The sequence below is a fragment of the Nostoc sp. T09 genome (genome assembly GCF_002154695.1).
In the GTDB taxonomy this organism is placed as follows: Bacteria; Cyanobacteriota; Cyanobacteriia; order Cyanobacteriales; family Nostocaceae; genus Aulosira.
This window is the reverse complement of the sequence record NZ_MTAV01000063.1, coordinates 1-19615: the sequence shown is the minus strand read 5'-3', so window position 1 is coordinate 19615 and position 19615 is coordinate 1. Positions and strand designations below refer to the sequence as shown.

At 38.7% G+C, this 19615-nt stretch carries 15 protein-coding genes; 9 read left to right on the top strand and 6 right to left on the bottom strand.

What is annotated here, in order from left to right; genetic code table 11:
* The 5 genes from BV372_RS14785 to BV372_RS14765 form a co-directional block, all read left to right on the top strand.
* Window positions 1-120 (top strand): hypothetical protein (locus BV372_RS14785; RefSeq protein WP_218776727.1); only part of this gene is annotated, 120 nt, incomplete at its 5' end.
* A 315-nt stretch (window positions 121-435) separates the two neighbouring features.
* Complete coding sequence (locus tag BV372_RS14780) at window positions 436-1407, top strand: esterase family protein (protein WP_086687260.1); 972 nt, start codon at window positions 436-438, stop codon at window positions 1405-1407.
* 123 nt (window positions 1408-1530) lie between these two features.
* A complete protein-coding gene (locus BV372_RS14775; protein WP_179198097.1) occupies window positions 1531-2439 on the top strand; it encodes an esterase family protein in 909 nt (302 codons plus the stop codon).
* Window positions 2440-2490: 51 nt separating this feature from the next.
* Window positions 2491-4161 (top strand): phosphatidylglycerol lysyltransferase domain-containing protein, encoded by a 1671-nt coding sequence (locus BV372_RS14770; RefSeq protein WP_086687258.1) that lies wholly within the window; start codon window positions 2491-2493, stop codon window positions 4159-4161.
* A gap of 191 nt (window positions 4162-4352) precedes the next feature.
* Complete coding sequence (locus BV372_RS14765) at window positions 4353-9620, top strand: translocation/assembly module TamB domain-containing protein (protein WP_086687257.1); 5268 nt, start codon at window positions 4353-4355, stop codon at window positions 9618-9620.
* Between the two features lie 236 nt (window positions 9621-9856).
* Here BV372_RS14765 and sfsA read toward each other — a convergent pair whose 3' ends face one another.
* The 4 genes from sfsA to BV372_RS14750 form a co-directional block, all read right to left on the bottom strand.
* Entirely contained in the window at window positions 9857-10582 is a 726-nt protein-coding gene (gene sfsA, locus BV372_RS14760; protein WP_086687256.1) for a DNA/RNA nuclease SfsA, read from the bottom strand.
* Window positions 10583-10796: 214 nt separating this feature from the next.
* Window positions 10797-11513 carry a DapH/DapD/GlmU-related protein gene (locus tag BV372_RS14755; RefSeq protein ID WP_086687255.1) on the bottom strand — a complete coding sequence of 239 codons (717 nt, stop codon included), beginning with the start codon at window positions 11511-11513 and terminating at the stop codon, window positions 10797-10799.
* A gap of 791 nt (window positions 11514-12304) precedes the next feature.
* Window positions 12305-12433: a hypothetical protein gene (locus tag BV372_RS37620; protein ID WP_256973227.1), complete on the bottom strand. Its 129-nt coding sequence runs from the start codon at window positions 12431-12433 to the stop codon at window positions 12305-12307.
* A gap of 367 nt (window positions 12434-12800) precedes the next feature.
* Window positions 12801-12971 (bottom strand): universal stress protein, encoded by a 171-nt coding sequence (locus BV372_RS14750; protein ID WP_373270770.1) that lies wholly within the window; start codon window positions 12969-12971, stop codon window positions 12801-12803.
* A gap of 11 nt (window positions 12972-12982) precedes the next feature.
* Here BV372_RS14750 and BV372_RS37615 point away from each other — a divergent pair, with 11 nt between their 5' ends.
* On the top strand, window positions 12983-13105 hold the full coding sequence (locus tag BV372_RS37615) for a hypothetical protein (protein WP_256973226.1): 123 nt from the start codon (window positions 12983-12985) through the stop codon (window positions 13103-13105).
* 163 nt (window positions 13106-13268) lie between these two features.
* A complete protein-coding gene (locus tag BV372_RS14745; RefSeq protein WP_086687253.1) occupies window positions 13269-13937 on the top strand; it encodes a 2OG-Fe dioxygenase family protein in 669 nt (222 codons plus the stop codon).
* An 86-nt stretch (window positions 13938-14023) separates the two neighbouring features.
* Here the strand turns inward: BV372_RS14745 and BV372_RS14740 are convergent, their stop codons facing one another.
* A complete protein-coding gene (locus BV372_RS14740) occupies window positions 14024-14749 on the bottom strand; it encodes a 2OG-Fe(II) oxygenase (RefSeq protein WP_179198096.1) in 726 nt (241 codons plus the stop codon).
* Window positions 14750-15688: 939 nt separating this feature from the next.
* Here BV372_RS14740 and BV372_RS14735 point away from each other — a divergent pair.
* Window positions 15689-16270 (top strand): hypothetical protein, encoded by a 582-nt coding sequence (locus tag BV372_RS14735; RefSeq protein ID WP_086687251.1) that lies wholly within the window; start codon window positions 15689-15691, stop codon window positions 16268-16270.
* A 437-nt stretch (window positions 16271-16707) separates the two neighbouring features.
* On the opposite strand, the gene BV372_RS14730 is transcribed toward BV372_RS14735, so the two are convergent.
* Window positions 16708-17472, bottom strand: coding sequence for an HpcH/HpaI aldolase/citrate lyase family protein (locus tag BV372_RS14730; RefSeq protein ID WP_086687250.1), 765 nt, complete (start codon window positions 17470-17472; stop codon window positions 16708-16710).
* Window positions 17473-18163: 691 nt separating this feature from the next.
* On the opposite strand from BV372_RS14730, the gene BV372_RS14725 reads away from it, so the two are divergent.
* Window positions 18164-19432, top strand: coding sequence for a tetratricopeptide repeat protein (locus tag BV372_RS14725; RefSeq protein WP_086687249.1), 1269 nt, complete (start codon window positions 18164-18166; stop codon window positions 19430-19432).
* The last annotated feature ends 183 nt before the right edge of the window (window positions 19433-19615 follow it).

The following is a 19615-nucleotide window of genomic DNA, read 5'->3' as shown; positions in this document are numbered from 1 at the left end:
GCAAGCGATCGCATTCTCAAAGTAGCACGGACAATTGCAGATTTAGCGGCAGAGGATAAACTGCAAGCTAATCATGTCGCCGAAGCGATTCAGTATCGCACAATTGATAGAATGCAGTAAGGGTTTCCTAGAAACTCAAGAAGATGGTAGCGCGATCGCATCTTGAGCTAACTCAAGGTTATTGATTTACATTAAAAAAATTACACATTCATATTGCGATTATATAGATGAATATAGTCGCAATATTTCCATTAAATTGACACAAAAGCTACACATCTTTACTATAAGCTCTTTTACATAAAGTCCATTCGGTTAACTACTAAAATCATAGCTAAAGTAATTTACTAGCAATTTACTTTAGCTATGCATTTTTATTTCTCCTCAATCAACTACTCTATTGAGTAATAAAAATGCATATTCATAACCTATCCTTAAATGAACTATAAATCATCTAAAATTCTACTACTAGTTTCCCTACTTACGCTCATAAGTTGTCGTTACTCTCAAGATGTAGCAGCACAGCCAGCCCAAAAATTACAGCCAACTATTTCAATCCTACCGCCACAGCCAAATACTAATGAATTAGCTAAACCACTCACTTACAAATTAGAGACTTACGATAGCAAAGTGATGGGGGCAAATCGCACTTATGGAGTTTCTTTACCTCCTGGCTATGAGCAAAATACTCAACAACGCTATCCCGTAATTTTTCTGCTTCACGGTGGACACGGCGATCCTAATTCCTGGTTTGATCGGCAAAAAGGACAGGCTCTCAAGACATTAGAAAAACTTTATGCCACTAACAAGTTACCACCTAGTATTATTATTACCCCCGATGGTAACGACAAACGCGGCACTAGCCCCTATTGGGACCCTCAATATATCGATGGGCCTCAAGGTAATGTGTCTACAGCCGTTGGCGATGAACTAGTAAAAGTGGTCAAAACCCGCTACCGTACACTACCCAATCCTGATTTTTGGGCTATGGGTGGACTATCATCTGGTGGTTGGGGGGCAATAAATGTAGGATTGCATAACTTACCTCGATTCTCGATTTTATTTAGTCACAGTGGTTATTTTAAGGATAAGAGTGGCCCGCAAAATAGTCCGATAATTTATATCAAAAATATTTCTCCACAGGCTAAAAAAAGGTTGAAGATTTATTTAGATTCCGGTCTATCAGATACGGAAGAACTCGATGAAGGTAAACAGTTTGCTAAAGTGCTCAATCAATTGAAGATTTATAATATATTTCATCAATTTCCAGGCAGTCATACTTGGGAATACTGGCGCGAACACCTAGCAGATTCTTTAACCTTTGTAGGTGAACAATTCCGCGTATCGCAAATAGCTCATGCTGCTGATAATTTAGGCTTTGATCGGGCTAAAAATCCTCCGAATAATTAGCATAGTTAAGAATTATAATTATTGAAGTTAAACCTTTTTAAGATTGGCATTGCCCACCCTATAACTACTACATATTGCTTAGTTAAATATTGTTATATGTTGTTGATAAAGCTCTAAATAAATATGAGAATTTCTAAAGTTGTAATTAGTTTGGCAGGAGCGATCGCTCTCTTAACTGCTGCTGGTTACTACTACGTCTTTATTTTAGGTGCGCCACAATTAGATCGACCCCAAGAACAAGCCAATACAGGACTGAGTTTTCAGTTAGAAAGTTTTAATTCTCAAGCAATGGGAAAAGTCCGTAACTATGGAGTAATTTTACCTCCTGGCTATAATAAAAATTCCCAAAAGCGTTATCCAGTAATATTTTTATTGCACGGTGGACATGATGATGCTCGTGCTTATGCTGATAAATATGCATTATTGAATGTACTGCATGAACTTTATCAAAGTGGACAATTGCCTCCATCAATTTTGATTACACCAGATGGCAACGATCATCGTGGTTCTAGCCCTTTGTACGATCCAGATTATTTTGATGGGCCTAATGGTAAAGTAGGAACTTGGATAGGTTCAGAATTAGTCAAAGTAGTGAAGTCGCAATACCGCACCTTAGATAACCCCCATTTTTGGGCGATAGGAGGTGTATCCTCTGGAGGATGGGGAGCATTTAATATCGGGTTACGCTATCTAAACAACTTCAATATTTTCTTTAGTCATAGCGGTTATTTTACAGATAAAAGCGGCCCGCAAAATAGCCCTCAACAGATTGTGCAACAGTTATCAATTCAAGACAGAAAGCGATTGCGAGTGTATCTTGATGCAGGACTTAGCGACACTAATTTACTGTCTTCTACTAAAGCTTTTCATGAAACCTTAAATAAATTAGGCATTGCTAATGTCTTCTCTGCATTTCCCGGAGGTCATGGTTTGTCTGGTGCTGATGTGGGATGGAACTACTTTCATAAACATCTCAAAGATTCACTTTCCTATGTAGGAAAACAGTTTAATAATTCAAAATTAAAAAAATAATTAAATACCATTAATAATTTTTTGTAACTAAATGCCAATAATTAATGACCAATGAATCATAAAATAAAAACTCAGATTGGACTTCAAAGTGCTGCTTTTCTGACAGCGTTGGTGGGAGTGGTGAATTTAATCTCAGCAGTAACTCCTAGTTTACCTGAACGCAATCATTGGCTAAAGCACTTTCTGCCCTTTGAAATTCGTGCTAGTGGTCATATATTTGCAGCTTTGGCTGGGTTTGCTTTACTAGCATTAGCAACTAATTTATTACGACGAAAACGAGTTGCTTGGTTGTTAACAATTGGTTTATTAGTAATTTCAATTATTAGTCACTTACTGAAGGGTTTGGACTATGAAGAAAGTCTACTATCAGGTGTCTTATTAGTGCAACTAATTTGGATGCGCCAGGTTTTTACAGCACAATCAGATCGTCCTTCAATTGCACGGGGTGTTCGGGTATTATTTGGTGCTTTACTGTTTACTTTGGCTTATGGAACAATTGGTTTTTACTTGCTAGATGGCAAGTTTTCGGTAAATTTTGATTGGGGTGAAGCTATAGTTCAAACTTTAGCAATGTTTTTTACAGAAGATAATGCTGGACTGCAACCAAAAACCAGGTTTGGCGACTTTTTTGCTGATTCTATTTATGTAATTGCAGCTTGTACCTTTACATATGCATTTGTCATGCTGTTGCAGCCAGTTTTTTTACGTAATTCAGCTACCCAAAATGAACGACAAAAAGCAAAGGAAATTGTCGAAAAGTATGGCAGGTCTTCTTTAGCAGCCTATACGCTATTAAACGATAAAAGTTACTATTTTAGTCCTTCTGGTCGCAGCATGATTGCATATGTTCCCAAAGGACGGGGTGCGATCGCCTTAGGAGATCCCATTGGGCCCATAGAAGACCGCAAAGAGGCGATCGTTGCTTTTGGACAGTTTTGCCAACGTAACGATTGGTATCCAGCTTTTTACCAAACTTTGCCAGATGATTTGGACATCTACATTTCTCTGGGTTTTAGGGTACTGAAGATTGGGGAAGAAGCGATCGTTGACCTCAAAGCTTTTACTTTACAAGGCAAAGCTGGTAAAAACTTCCGACCTGCTATCAATAAATTGGCGAAACTAGGATATGAAGTCAAGTTTTACCAACCACCAATTACTGATGAATTGTTGCGCCAGCTGAAACCTGTGAGTGATGAATGGTTGAGGATGGTGCAAGGTTCGGAAAAAAAGTTTTCTCTGGGTTGGTTTGACGAGGCTTACCTGCGGGACTGTGTAATTGCTGTGGTTTACGATCCTGAAGGAAAAATTAGGGCTTTTGCCAATATCGTGCCAGGGTATCAACTTAATGAAGTAACTCTCGATATGATGCGGCATCGTCCATCAATGGAGAATGGCACAATGGATGTTTTATTTACTTCCATGCTCCAGCATTTTAAGGAGAAAAACTACGATAGCTTTAATTTTGCACTTTCTGCCCTTGCGGGAGTTGGTGAAACCCCACAATCACGCCGTTTGGAGAGAGTATTAGGCTATCTTTACGAACATTTAAATCGCTTCTACAACTTCAAAGGCTTACACGCCTATAAAGAAAAGTTTCGTCCCCATTGGGAACCACGCTACCTGGTTTACCCTAGCTTGACAGCTTTACCTGATGTAGTTGTGGCATTAATTCGAGCAGATTCCGGCGATCGCCTCCTCGATTATTTCAAACCTGGAGCCTGAATTTTTCCCACTCTTAGGATGTCCGTCCTATATCTTCAGTAAATTTGTGCAAAAAATGCAATCTACCGCAGAGATGATTTTAGAATCACCATTTTAAGGCAGTCTAATAAAGTAGACTCTATACATAGGGGCATGTAAGAAGCAGTAATAATGCTAGTTTATTTGCCAGGCTTATCACCAGAGGATGAGAGATGACACGCTCTCCGAATTCTAATCGGCGTTTATGGCTGCTGTTATTAAGTCGTACCAGCATTGCTTTGGGAGTGCTTTTAATCGCTGGGATTGTGGGGGGCATTTGGTGGGCTAATATTTTTATTCATCAAAAGTTAGCACCGTTAATTGAAAGCAATCTTTTGGAGTTGCTAGGACGACCTGTAAACTTAGGCGCAGTTCAAGGTTTTTCGCCGAATAGTTTGCGTTTTGGTAAAACATTAGTCCCCGCAACTACAACAGATCCAGATACAGTGGTAGCACAAGCGGTAGACGTAGGATTCGATCCCTGGCAATTAGTTTTCAACCGGACATTAAAGCTAAATGTTACATTAATTCAGCCTGCTGTTTATATCGAACAGGATCAACAAGGGCGCTGGGTTTCAACTAGACTCAATACTGCATCTCAAGAACGCAAAGGTTTTATTCAAACTCAACTAGAGTCACTGCGGTTGCAAAATGGCGGTTTAATCTTAGCCCCATATATTCCCCAAGGTAAGCCGAGAGTAACAGTTGGGTTCAATCAACTTAACGGTATTGCCAATTTTCTAGAGCAAAATCAACGCATTAATTTTGATGTTAGCACTCAAGCTCTTAGTGGGGGAAGTGTACAGATTGCTGGAGAGACGCTGCCGAAAACATCTCAAACATCCCTGAAAATTCGTACAGCTAGTTTACTCGCAACTAATCTGACGCAATTGGTGCAGACACCAGTTAGCTTGCAAGCTGGAAGTATAGATAGTGATTTGACAGTTAAATTACAACGAAATCAGCCGAAAACTAGTATTTTTGGTACAGTTGGCGTTAATCAAGTAGTAGCACAACTTAATAATTTTCCGACAAAAATAACTAACACTACAGGTAAATTACAATTCCAAGGTGAGCAGGTTGCACTGGAAAATTTTACTGCAAGCTTGGGTAACATTCCCGCGCAAATCAACGGGTCTATAAATACTCAAAAGGGTTATAACCTAACAGCTGATGTGAAAGCTGTTAGCACTCAAAACCTCTTACAAACCTTTAACGTTAAACTACCGATCGCAACTGCTGGCGACTTCACTGCAAATATCAAGTTACAAGGTGCAATTAAACAGCCAGTGTTAGTAGGTGCGGTAAGTACAATTAAACCTGCTGTTATTGACCGTGTTAGCTTTGAGAAAATTACCACTCAGTTTCGGGGCACACCTCAGGAAATTGTTATTTCCCAAATTCAAGCTACCCCAACCTTAGGCGGACAAATTACTGGTAAAGGTCGAGTTGGCTTAGGAAAACAGAGCAAAGTTGCAGTAAACTTGCAGGCAGCGAATGTACCGGGGGATGCGATCGCGCAGACTTACAACGCTAATTTAAATAATATTCGCATTGGTACAGTCTCTGCAAATACGCAAGTTTCTGGAACTCTCGCTAATTTACAAACCCTGGTGCAAATTCAAGCACCTCTAGCTACTTATCCGGGCAAAGTCGAATTAGCAGGTAACAAGGGAATTATCCAGATCCAAAATACAGCTTTTCAAGTAGCAGGGGGTACAGTTGCAGCAAGAGGACAACTTATAGGCGATCGCTGGCAAGCTTTTGTTGATGCTTCTCGAGTTCCTCTCAATAGTTTAGCCCAAGCTACGCGCACTCAGGAAAACCCCAACCCAGCTTTACCACCGCAATTTCAAGGTATTTTAAACGGTGAATTCAATTTAGCGGGAACTACGAAATCATTTCAACTACCTAACATTCAAGCTTCTGGACAGGCGAATTTAAATGTTGCTGGCGGTAGAGTTAACCTCAATAATATCCGCCTCAATAACGGTCTGTGGCAAGCTGTAGCCAATGCTTCCGGTATTCAACTCAATCAATTTGCCAAAAATGTCAAAGGACAGATTGTTAATAGTAATGTGCAGATTGCAGGTAATACTAATTCCTTTGCTTTAAATAACATTCAAGCCGCTGGCGAGGCGCGGGTGAGTTTAGCTAGGGGAAGAGTTAACTTAAGAAATATCAATTTGAAGAACGGCAACTGGCAAGCTTTAGCCAATATTTCTCAAGTTCAACTGAATAATTTATCACAAAATTTGCGTGGGCGGTTAAATGGTGATGTACTAGCAGCGGGAACTACTGCTTCCTTTCAACCACAGAACATTCAAGCCGCAGGAAATGTGAGATTCTCCCAAGGTTTAGCGGCACTCACACAACCACTGACTGCCGAATTTCAATGGAATGGCAGTGGACTGCAAATTGTCCAAGCAACTGCACCAGGTTTAAGGGCGGCTGGTAATATTGCTGTGGCGTTGGAACCAACTCCCCAAATTACCGGATTAAACCTGAATGTTCAGGCACAGAATTATAATTTGCAAGGTTTGCCAATTAAGCTTCCAGGTAATATTGCCTTGGCAGGTAGGGTAGATTTCAACGGACAAGTAGCGGGTACACCTACTACCCCAATTGCTAACGGCAATATTCGCTTAGAAAATTTGGCTGTTAACGGTTTAGCATTTGACCCTGTGTTAACTGGTAGTGTCCGTTATCAGCAAGGACAGGGAACCCAATTTCAAGTAGCTGGTAGACAAGACCTAATTGCTGTTTCTTTAGGTGCAAATAATCGTCCAACTGCATTTAATATCAGACGCGATCGCACTGTCGCTACTGGTAACACTGTTGGAGATAATTTAACAGTTAACGTTCAAGATTTACCCATATCTATAGCTAAGAGTTTCATTCCTGCTAACGCAAACTTAGGTACAATTAACGGACAATTATCAGGAAATTTAACAGTTAATTTAAATGATTATAGTTTAGCTGGCAATGTGGCAGTTGCTCAACCCAGAATTGGCAGAATTCAAGCAGATGAGTTTCGCGGCATTATCAGTTATGGTAATGGTAACTTCAGTTTAACTAATGGAGAATTGCTGCAAGGTGAAACTCGTTATGCACTCAGTGGAAATTTACCAACCACAGGTAATAATCCCTTGCAATTTGAAGTTAGCTTCTACCAAGCGAGAATTGAAAATATACTGCAAACACTAAACATCTACAATTTTCAAGATGTACGTACTGGCTTACAGGCTCCAAAATTGGCTGGTGCTGAAGCATTACAAACTCAGCCTGTAAGTCTGCCTAATACAAATTTATTAGCGCAAATAGATTTCTTATCCAAAATTCAAAACCAAGTTGTTCAAGAAAGAACGCAGGAACAAGCTTCTCGCCGTATACCTACTTTAGAAGAATTGCAAGGCATCATTAGTGGTAGATTAGGAGTAACAGGAAGTTTGCGATCGGGCTTGAATATTGGTTTTAATTTTACAGGTGCTAATTGGGTATGGGGTAAATATAATATTAACCAAATCGTAGCTACTGGTAATTATGAGAATGGTAATTTAACGCTACAACCTCTGCAAGTTAATTTCAATAATTCTCTGATAGCCTTTAATGGACAATTGAGCCAACAAGCATTATCTGGGCAGGCACAAGTCCAAAATTTAGCACTAACAGATATTAAACCTTTCTTCCCTCAATTACCTGTAGATGTAACAGGTAATGTAAATGCTAATGCCACCCTCAGCGGAAATTTAAATAATCCTCAAGCTGTTGGGGAATTAGCATTGGTAAATGGGAGCTTAAATAATCAATCTATACAGTCAGCCCAAGTTGCCTTTAACTATAATAATGCAAAATTTAATTTTGACAGTAACGTTCTAGTTAGTGGCACACAACCAATTCAAATTAATGGCAGTGTTCCTGCTAAATTACCCTTTGCTTCTGCCCAACCAGATAGCAATCAAATTAGCATCCAGGCTAACGTTCAAAATGAAGGTTTGGCAGTATTAAACGTATTAAACAATCAAGTTAAATGGGTAGATGGTCAAGGACAAGTAAACGTACAAGTTCAGGGGACATTAGCTCGCCCAGAGACTACTGGTACTGCCACAATTAATAATGCCACAATCAATGTGCAAAGCCTCTCAGAACCATTAACCAACGTTACAGGGACAGCGCGGTTTGCAGGCGATCGCTTAATTGTCGATAATCTTCAAGGGCAATATAGTCGCGGACAATTAACGGCGGCGGGAATTCTGCCGATTTTTGCTAGTCAAAATGCTCAACAACAAGCAGCTGCTAATCCCCTAACTGTGGCTTTAGATAACTTGAGGGTAAATCTTGAAGGATTATACCAAGGTGGAGTTAGCGGTAATGCTGTAATTACGGGCACAGCGTTTGCTCCCCAGCTTGGCGGTAGAGTTGAGCTAAATAATGGTCAGGTATCACTAAGACAAAGCACATCTAGGAATTCTGCGACAACACCAAATGCAACAACTTCCCCAGAAATTACAATCACAACACCAGAACAAGCCTCTGCTACTAATTCAGCTAATTCTGCTAATTCTGCGACAACAACCACAACAGAAACTACACCAAAAATACCTATAGCATTTGACAATTTACAGCTAGTTTTAGCTAATGATGTTCGTGTTACCAGTCAACCACTATTCAGCTTTGTAGCTCAAGGTGATATGGCTCTCAACGGAACCTTAGCTAAACCTCGTCCTCAAGGAAAGGTTAGTCTGCGGGGAGGTCAGATAAATTTATTTACCTCTCAATTTACCTTGGCTCGTGGTTACGACCAAACCGCAGTATTTACTCCCAGTCGAGGATTTGACCCAACTTTAGATGTGCGCCTAGTAACAATTGTCCCAGAGGCAACTCGCAGTTTGAGTCGCACTTCACCTATATCTAGCGAGATTCGAGATGTTTCTGCAATCAACTTTGGCACTTTAAATACTGTGCGCATTCAAGCCATAGCAAAAGGGCCAGCCAGTCAATTATCTAGAAATCTTGTACTCACTAGCGAACCTCGCCGTAGTAGAGCAGAAATCGTAGCTTTGCTAGGAGGTTCATTTCTTAACACTTTGCAGCAAGGTGATACAGGTTTAGGACTGATTAACATAGCTGGTTCGGCAGTTTTTTCCAATTTGCAAGGCACTATTAGTCGAATTGGGGAAACTATCGGCTTGAGTGAATTGCGGCTATTTCCAACTCTAGTGACTAATAGAAATACTAATGTTTCAGTACTCGGTTTAGCAGCAGAGGGTGTATTTGATGTATCTAGGAATTTTTCTGTTTCTTTGTCGCGGGTTTTTGCTACTGATGAACCCTTACTTTACAACGTAATTTATCGTTTAAATGACGACCTTCGTGTGCGTGGTGGTACTAACTTCGGAGATGAAGGTCGCGCTGTTGTTGAGTATGAAACAAGGTTTTAATTATATAGCAATCCGTGTAGGAGTTGTGAAATGAAGGAGTTGAGTCAGGGAACAGGGAACAGGGAACACGAAAGCAACGCTAATGAATGTAATCTTTCCCTATTCCCTCCTGCTCCAAAAACCTGTGGGTTTGAGTTCCCTATCTATAGGTAGTAAATGTTGGTAGGGGTTCAAAACCTCCACCATATATAGTCCCTGTTGCCTGTTCCCCATTCCCCGTTCCCTTTTACCCTTATTTAAATTTTTAATTTTGCTAAACCTAAATAACGAATGCCTTCTGGTGAAACATCAAAACGGCAGGGTAAGACTTCTAAACCGAGAGCGATCGCATCGCGCAACAACTTACCATATATAGGGTCTGTACTATCACCAGGTGCAAACTCTGTACAATCACCTCGATTGATAAAGTACAGCATCACTGCACGACTTCGGGGTAGCAGCGCCATGAGTTCCCGCAAGTGCTTTTGTCCTCTTGTCGTTTCTGTGTCGGGAAAGACTGCTAAATTACCTTGAGTCCAGGTTGTATTTTTCACTTCTAAATAAATTGGACGATCTTCATCATTTCCTGTCAAGAAAAAATCTACTCGACTTTTTTTGTCTTGCCCATAAACCACTTCGCCCTTGATGTGGCTATATTCACCCAATTCTGGGAATAAATATCTTGCCAAAGCTAGCTTTACTATCTGGTTTGGCAAAGCAGTATTCACACCTACCCAAGTCGGGTCATTATCATGCACCTGAATCAGTTCTAAAGTGTAAGCTAGTTTACGGTTAGGATTGGCACTTTTAGATAGCTGCACCGCACTACCAAGAGTAGATACTCCAGTCATCGGCCCTGTGTTAGGACAATGTGCTGTCACTATTTCGCCAGAAGTCAGTTGCACATCAGCAAAAAAGCGCTTGTAGCGCTTGAGTAGAATCCCAGGATATAAAGTTGGGTAACGATAAAGCCAATCCATAATTTTGACGCTCTCCTCTATAAAAGCAAGGAGATTATTAAGAGCTAAACAAGTTTAACTCTAAAGGATTACTATTTTTACTGCGCTTCGCGTGTCATTTTTCTGTTGAATTACAAAGCTTTTATTCTCTAATCCTCTGCGTCAAATCAATTGCACATGGTGTTAGTTAGTGGTTGCCTGTGCGCGGATAAAACGACCAGGCAAACCTTTTACGAATTTAATTTGAAGATGAGGCAGATAATTCTGTAGACTTAGCAACTTCTTTACTGCCACGGCTTTTGATTACTCGTGCAGGTACACCCACAGCTACCGAAAATGCGGGGATATCTTTAGTAACAACAGCCCCAGCACCAATAACACTTCCTCTACCAATTGTCACGCCATCTAATACTTTCACTCCATGTCCTAACCAGCAATCATCCTCAATCACGATCCCCTTAGAAGTGATACCTTGGTACTTGATTGGCTCTATCGGATCTGCAAAGTTGTGATTATTAGCATATATTCCAATATGAGCAGCAATTAAACAGTGCTTGCCAATTTTGATATTTCCAGGGCCAGCAATACAAACGCTAGGACCAATAAAAGTATCTTGACCGATGTGAATACAAGTGTTGTTGAGTGCCCCTATTAAAACGTTACGCTCCAGGACAACACCATTTTCTAAATGAATTCTATTGTTTTCGTGCCCTTTTGCATCTATACGAACACCTTTGAAAATATACGCTCCATTTCCAATTTCAATAGAATCAGTACTAATAAATTCGACGCCATCTTGAATATAGACTGAGCTACCTAACCGAGCGAAAATTGCGCGATATAGGAAATTACGTAATTTTACGCCTCCCAGAATTGTTGGAATTTCGCCTAAAAAAGTAGTAAACAAAAGTTGTTGAAGCCGCTTCAATTTTGAAAAATATTTCCAGTTATTCATGGCTTTATTGTTCTTAGCTAAATTTTCACTTAGAGAGTTGTGGAATTGTGAGATGCCTAAGTAATAGTCTTCTATATTTCTATATCTGCATTATTAGATTACAGATGAATGAAAAACACGATGGCTAAGATAAAGTTTTTCAAACATTTGAAAAACTTAAAGCAAGCCTTAATGTTAGAAGGTATTAAATAGAAGACTTATTTAATTTTTAGAAATGGCTACACAATAGCTACTGTATTTATCAAAGAAGAATTTAAGCGTCACTCACGAGAATACAGAAAGAGGAATTCTGTGCGATTGGTGGGCCAGCGCTGCAAGAAGATGTTCTTTCTTCTGTAGGTGGCTACAAGCGTCACCTGTACTGCTAAAGCAGAACCCCCATGATGGATGAATAAACGGCATTTTTACACATCCACCAAAACTTTGATTTAGCGTTCTTCAATTATTAGTGAGCCTTTTTCTGAATTCTTCTTCAATTACAAGCCAATTCTGTAATTGTTATTTATTAAGTGTATTTGCTGGAAATATAAAAGTTACTTTTTTATATTTAATACTGATTAATACTGAAACTTAATGCTTTATTACAACATCAATTATCTAACTCTCGATGTGTATTAATGAGCAATTTGACAAGCTACTAAGATTCAGATATCAGTTATTAAATACCAAAGTTGTTATTCTAATTACATCTATTTATACTTTTCCAAAGTGAGAATAAAATTTCCTCGCTATCCTCAAGATGTAATTTTTGAATCACTCTAAAATTTCCAAGCAAGTACAACCACGTTAAATTAGGGGGGAGTATCTCCAACTTCAGCCATCACATTGAAGTTAACCATCGGAGCATACAAATAAATACTTCCCCGATTACTATAACGGCTTACTTGCAGCCAGTTTTTATAGTCTGCTGCTGTTCTCATAATGATGTACACAGAGAATTTACATATTCACTAAAGCGCCTTTATAGTGACACAAATAGTGTGCTTTCCCCATCCTAAAAGAGACTTACGAAAGTATTGTCAAGAAAGAGTAAAGTTTAAATAAAAAATATAAATATTGTGTAAAGTAGCGGATTTTATCATTAGTAATATTCTAACTCAAGATATAAATTATACTAACCATAATTTGCTATTAATTAAATAGATAACCACAAAAAGCTAGAGTAAATACAGATATAAAAAAGCAACCAGTACTTTATATTTGGTGCTTCATTAAACCATCAATTTAATTATTAATTACTGATATTAAGTATTTTCAGTAAACTTTTTAATTGTGTGCGATAAAAACCTACCTAAATAGTAAGGCAGGGATGTGGCTGCTGCCTAGTATTTGGGCTGTAGTACTGCCAATGGCTAAGTGCCGAATACGGCTGTGCCCGTAGGCTCCCATAATTAGTAAATCGATCTCTTGCGTTTCTAGGTAGGAGCCTATAATCTTTTCCGGTTCGCCATGTATGATTTGACAAATTGGTGCAAAGCCAGCGCTACGTGCTTCTATTTCAGCAGTTTGCAGGTGAGCGATCGCTAAACTCTCTCACTAATAAATATCACAGCAGATGGGACAGCAAGCGTGCGATCGCACTGCTGCCCTAGAAGTCGCTAATACTTTAGTAAGACCATATCTCTATACCATAGTTTGGTAATTTCTGTAGTTCTGTTTACGACAGTTTAATAAAAAGTAGCATACAATAGATATTATCAGCCTCCTAAAAGAAAAAAAGTTAGGAGGGTTGCAATCTGCAAGTAGGTAAATCCTATGCAAACAGTTCGGGGAGTAACGGAATTAGAATATGCCTTTCTGTTCACCCTTAGAAAGGTAAATTCCATCAAATTAGAAGGTTTTAAACCATTTTTTGATGATATGCCTGTTGATCCTTACATCAAAGGCAATTATCGCTCTCGAAGATTATCTCGATTTACTGTTGTTGGGGATAGATTGATTAAACTACCTCACGGTTATTTCTACCAAAGCAAAGATTACAATCCATTATTAGGTGATGTTAAAAGAGAGTTTGCAGAATTAGATGATGCGATGATAGAACTTGATATATTTAAAAACCTTATCTTAGCATTCACTGATTCTTGTAAACTTCATCCAGAAGCAGAAATAGGAGTTCATCAGATTAGGATTAGCTGTTCGCTTGATAATTTGGGTAATCCTGCGCCTGAAGGTATCCATAGAGATGGTACAGATTTTATCGGTATCTTCTCTGTTGATAGAGACAATATTATAGGTGGAGAAACACATCTATATACCGCTAATAAAGAAAAACCCATTTTCAATAAAGTTCTTAATCCTGGTGAACTTTTATTGGTTAACGACCATGAATTTTTACACTTTACTACTCCAATTAAACCAGAGATTGAGGCTCAAGGAACAAGAGATGTTTTTGTACTAACTTCTCCAAGTTTGCTTTCTGATTAATACTATTTACAAATAAAAACAAAGATAAACACAGATGATTTTTCTGTGTTTATCTTTATTTTGAATTAGCGTGAATTCTGCGGGTACTAGCTCCAGCATTTTAGCGGCTTATCCATACCCCAGTAGCCTACAAAACCTGAAATAGTTATCCTTTCTCCTTGTAAAATTTTTCTAATAGCATGAACTTTAGTAGTATTAAACATGATTAAATCTCCTGCTTCAGGTTTAATAACTAGGGAATTATTTGGTAACAAACTACGACTAAAGCCATAACTTCCCTTAACTCCGTACCTTACACACTCCTCATCAGAAAATGAATAATTCCAAAGTTCAAGCTCTCCTCCTAAGTCAGCTGAACTCAAGTATACATTCACACCCAATTGAGAAATCTGATCTTTAGTTTCATTTGAATTGGGTATTTCTCTCCAAAGAACATCTTGATGAGGAAGAGCTTCAAAGCCTAATTGCCAAATGCGTGTAATGCCAAAGAGCATAGTTTTTCCGCCTAAATGCATGATTGATGCTCCACTAGGCCATATCTCATCAAGCTCAAGCCTTAATAAATCAGTTGGGGATGCGTAAGGAAAGCTGAATTTACGCAACCTTCTCATTGTCGGTATTGCAGTGTTAAAGTAACTTTTCCTAAGTTCGGGCTTATCTAGAGTATTCCAGAAAGAGTCAACATCACTGATGTATATTTTTCCTGAAGAAGTAGATTCATTTTTTACAGAATTTGATAGTATGTTGCTTAAATATTTACATCTATCAGTTTCATAAAACTTAGGTATCCTCACAGCAAGTGTGCTTCCCATAAGTAAACCGCAGAGACTGTTAAAAGTTAGGGAACTTTCGACTACAAGAGTCTGGTCATGATGTAAAACGTCCATATTGTACTTCTCATCCTGATAGTATAAAGAGTGCTTTAGAGGATTTTTCGTCACTCCTCATAGTTGGCTGATTTTTTGGAAACTTCTCAAATTAAATAAATCTTGTTAAAGCAATCAAAGAACAACCTACACTGGCAAACTTAAGTGAAGTAACTGATTTTTTTGGGAAATCAAATAAATTTTAGGAGTGTGACGGCAGCGGAGTTGTTTACTCCGGAGCATTTGATGTTGGCATAAGTATTGATGCCTCCGTGAGCGCGAAAAGTTCAGGTTATACTATGTTTTTAATAAGTAGTTTTGCTTAAAAAGCCTCTAAAAATCGTGCTAGAAAACATAATTTTTAGGGAAGCGATCGCGTAATATTTAAACGCATCATCATTCTTGCCCTAAAAAACCAGCACCAAGTTTACTTTGATGCCACACCTTGCCTTCAGTTTCCAGCAGAATTACTAATTGACAAAACTAATACTATAGTATCTCAATTTGTCAGGAATGGCGGGGAAAACTATACAAACCGTGATACACCATATCCAAAGAAATCTGACCTATGGGGTTTCTCCTGTGCCTCTTGGTGACAGGAGCTAAGCTATCTTCATACCAAAAGATGTTTTTTTGTAAATATCATATTAAACTACTTCAGTCAAGACATGATCTGACATTTTCTTAGATAAAATGTTAGTAAATCACCATAAAGTACTTAAGAGGCGGAGAATTCATCGCGTCTCATCTTCGCTGTGACAAGTACCACCTTTGAATGCAACTTTGATAAACCACTTGCAACAATCAATAGCGCATCAGTTGCAAACAATAAGTGTGGAAATAGAGACAAACAACTTTAAATAACTAAATTTAAGGAGTCAGAACATGACAGGCACTACTTCCCCTAAGCCAACTCAAAAGCTATCAAAAGTATCAAGAGAAGCTTTAGAAGTGATTGGCGATGACTTGCTCGATATGTTAAGAAGAAAACCTGCGGCAGAAATCTTTGATTGGTCGACAAAAAAGGATTATCACGGGTTTGAAAAAATGTCGATACGCAAAGAAATATTGCAACCGTTTATAGAAAGATACAACCTCGAGCCAGAGGGACTGGAAGTTATACTCATTGGCCTTAAAAGTAATTACCCCGGTTCTGTACATGCTCATCCGATAGCCCATGCGTTGTGTGTAATGCTTGCGGAAGCTGAAGGTTTTCCTAACCCGGTTAATGCTTATGCGCTTGTAGAAGAAAATTGGTTGCCGACTTCTGAGCCAGATAGTCTAGGTATGTCAGGAGGCAAGGGTACATGGTTTCCTATTACTGTTGGAGATCGAATTTATAATCCCACTAATGTCGCTCATGGTTTTACTGTGCAAGGTGAAGGACAATGTTATTTAACATGTATTCAATCACCTGGTATTGACCAACCTAAGCGTGATGATTGGGTTCCTGCCAAAGTTAACTAAAATTATTGGTAGGATTGAGCAAGTCAGACAAGCTATAAAACTATCAAAATCTAGCTTTATCTAATTAATTTAAGTAGTTCAAAATTCAGTCAAAGGTTCTGGCTGATTAAAGCAAAAAATTAGCTTTTTAGTCTAAAGTACATGGTACGGTTTTTGAGGTTAACTGAACCGTATTGAGGTAGTACTCACCCTACATGTACTTTTTTTCTTTCTCTGCGGTTCAAATATACAGCAAATTTCAAGTTAGTGAAGTACAGATTCTAAGCCTCAAACCCAAGCATAAAGACTGTTTTACTTCTGAATTCTGAATTCTAACTCCTGAATTCTGCTGTATTTTATTTAACCGCAGAGGCCGCAGAGGAAGGAGGTAATAGAGAAATTTATTTTCTAGAATTTGTCTATACCCCATTATAGTGAAACGCTATTACTGCCTGCTATTAATTGGTAGCTGAACCCTTAGCCAAGGCGAGTGCATTTTGAGCAGCATTGCATAAAAGAACACTGTCAATAGCGACGGCAATGAATTTGCAGCCATCTTTAATTTCCTTCTGTGCAGCTTCTCCTTTCATAACAAAAATACCAACTGGCATAGATTTTGCTTTACATTTCTGCTTAACCTGCTGTATTGCCTCTTGAACAAGTTCACTAGTTACTTGCCCTAATATATTCATACTGCCTGACAAGTCATAAGGGCCGATAAAAACCCCATCAATTCCCTCAACATCAAGTATCTCATCAAGATTATCGACAGCATGAATATGTTCAATTTGGATAATTAGAGCAATTGTGTCATTTGCACAAGCCACATACTCAGCAAATGACATACCATAGCCATGTGCTCTAGCAATACCTACACTTCGTTCACCTTTTGGCGGGTATTTACTTGCCATTACAGCTTGTCGTGCTTCGTCTGCATTCTTTACCTGTGGTACAAGGATACCGTTACACCCTGTATCTAATACTTTCTTGATCCATACGGTACTGTTCTCAGGAATTCTCACAATCACGGAACAATCACCGCGTATTGCTTGAATCAGGTGTTGTACCGAAGCAACCGATAACGTTCCATGTTCCATGTCGAGAAACAGCCAGTCAAAATTACACAGGGATAAAATCTCTACTATTTCAGGACAGTTGAGGGTGACAACTGTTCCTATAATAGGTGCGTCGTTTCTTATCTTTTCAATAAAACTTTTTTTCATTTCAATTAATCTGTGAACTTTCTTATAGCAAAATTAATAATAGATATACTCAATTAGAAACATTATTAGAGCGTTCTACTATAAATAGAGCTACAAATTATAAATATTAGAATTACATATATCAATAAATTCATCTGTAATAGTTTTTGAAGTTTCGTTTGATATTTTTGATACTTTTTCAGGTAACCTTCGGAAACTAATACCTGTCATTGTTATGACTCCTCAAATTTAGTTAGTTAAAGTTGTTTGTCTGTATTGCCACGCTTAGCGATAGCAACTGATTTGCTATTGATTGTCGCAAGTGGTTTATCAAAATTGCATTCGCTAGAAGTACTTGGCGCAGAGAAGACGAGACGCGCGCAATTCTCCGTCTTCTTAGTACTTAATATGGTTTATTCACTAACATTTTATCTTAAAAATCTCAGAGCGTGTATTGACTGAAATAGCTTAATATGATGATTACAATCAAAACTTATTTGGCTATTTTCCCTTTCCCCGTACTGCAAAGCAGAACCCGCAGGGTAGGGTAGGCTAGGGTCAAAGGAGTTTTTTAAGGGAGAGAAATAAAAATGATCTCGCAAATGTGCAACGCCTGACGCTTATGAACTGTGTCATTAACATAGGAAATAAGCTAGAGTCACGGTGAATACTTACTATAGCCATAACTGACACAGTTAAGTGAATAAAAGCTATGTATGACGAATTCTATAATCGAGGATTGGAGAAAGCTAAGCAAAAAGACTACGCTGGAGCCATTGAGGAATTTAATCGTGCTTTGCAGGCGACATCTTATTTCCCCGAAGCTTACTTGCAAAGGGGTTTGGCATATTATGACTCAGGGGAAATTCTCCAGGCTGTTTCCGATTATACCGAAGCCCTGAAGCTGAATCCCGAAAGTTTAGAAGCATACTATTCTCGCGCCTTAGCAAAGGTGGCATTGAAAAATCTGCCGGGTGCGCTGGAAGATGTGGAACGTGCTATTCGCCTGAATTCTAATTATGCGGCAGCTTATAGTCTGCGGGGGATGATACGGCGCAAACAGGGGTATATTCACGATGCGATCGCTAATTTTAAAAAAGCGGCAGAATTATATCTAGCGCAAAAGGATAAAGAAAATTGTCGTCTCTGTTTGGAAAGAATTAAACAGCTACAACCACCAGAAAAACCAGCTGTTCAGCAAGCAGTTTCTCCAAGTGTCACCATCAAATCCGAGAAGGAATATTTTACGCAACTATTAGATAAGGCAGAAAAAGGAGATACCCGCCAGGCGATTGAAGATTTAAACTGGGTGTTGCAAGCCGATCCGCAAGATGCCCAAGCTTATTGCTGTCGTGGGGTTGTGCGTTGCAAAATGGGTAACTATCAAGGTGCGATCGCAGACTTTAATCAAGCACTAAAATTAAATTTTCAAGATGCTATTGTCTATCGTAACCGAGGTAAAGCCCGTTCTTTGTTAGGTGATTACCAAGGTGCGATCGCAGATTTTAACTCTGCACTGCAAATTCAACCCCAGGATGCCTTAGTCTATGTTGCTAGAGGTAATGCCTATCGAGCAATCAGCAATTATATCGGTGCAATTCAAGATTATTCCCAAGCAATACAAATTAATCCTGAAGATGCCCAAGCTTACTATAATCGCGGTATTGCCCATACTCTTTTAGAAGAAATGCAACAGGCGATTGAAAATTATCAAAAAGCAGCAAGTATTTTTCTCGAAAAAGAAGACTGGGACAACTATCAACTAGTTTTAAATAGCCTCAACAAAATTCAGAAGTCTCTTCCTGAAACCAAAAACCACAAATATAATCTTCTGCGTCAGCGATTGTTGCGTCTGGTTGGGGGACAATGGGAAATTGCCCAAAGATTAATTCAGCAAAAAAAAGATTACTATCCCCAGATGCCAGAAGAGTGGTATTTGCAAAAAGTAATTACAGAATTAGAACGCGATCACTATAAATAAACGCAGATTTAATTTCATTAATAGCGCTGAATTTTTAGACTAAAAGAATTCAGCACTAAAATTATTTAGGTTCTTCAGTACCTAGTATGCTAAATTTACGTGAGAAAATCTCAAAAAGCTTGCTATACATGGGAAATCATGCTTATTTGTCAGATTATTTCTTAATATTGCTTCTTTCCCCTG